The sequence below is a fragment of the Psychrobacter sp. Rd 27.2 genome, assembly GCF_001921755.1.
Lineage (GTDB): Bacteria > Pseudomonadota > Gammaproteobacteria > Pseudomonadales > Moraxellaceae > Psychrobacter > Psychrobacter celer.
Genome location: NZ_MRYB01000144.1, coordinates 1 through 346 on the forward strand (window position 1 = coordinate 1; position 346 = coordinate 346).

Consider the following 346-nt stretch of genomic DNA (forward strand, 5'->3'; position numbering starts at 1 on the left):
AAAATCAGTCTTATGAGGAATACTCATGCAAAAAGAAAGTACCTTTAATTCGCCATAAAACAATATTTATATGCTGTTAATATTGTTAATTTTATATTATTTATGCTTAGAAATAGATTTTTGATAAGATTTGGGTGTCATACCAAACCATGATTTAAAAGCTTTAAAAAATTGACTATGAGATTTATAACCCAAAAGGTAAGCAATATCCGTTGTTGATAGCTGTTTTTCCTTCAAGTATTTCTCAACCAACCGTTTTCTAACTTTGTCTAAAATTTCTTGAAATGAAGTATTTTCTTCATAAAGCTTTCTTTTTAACGTACTTACACTGATATTCATCGACTGT

The 346-nt window shown here is 27.5% G+C and carries 1 protein-coding gene; it reads right to left on the reverse strand.

Going from position 1 to position 346, the window contains the following annotated elements; translation table 11 throughout:
• Positions 1-96: 96 nt before the first annotated feature.
• Positions 97-346 (reverse strand): AraC family transcriptional regulator (locus BTV99_RS12960; RefSeq protein ID WP_143507221.1); only part of this gene is annotated, 250 nt, incomplete at its 5' end.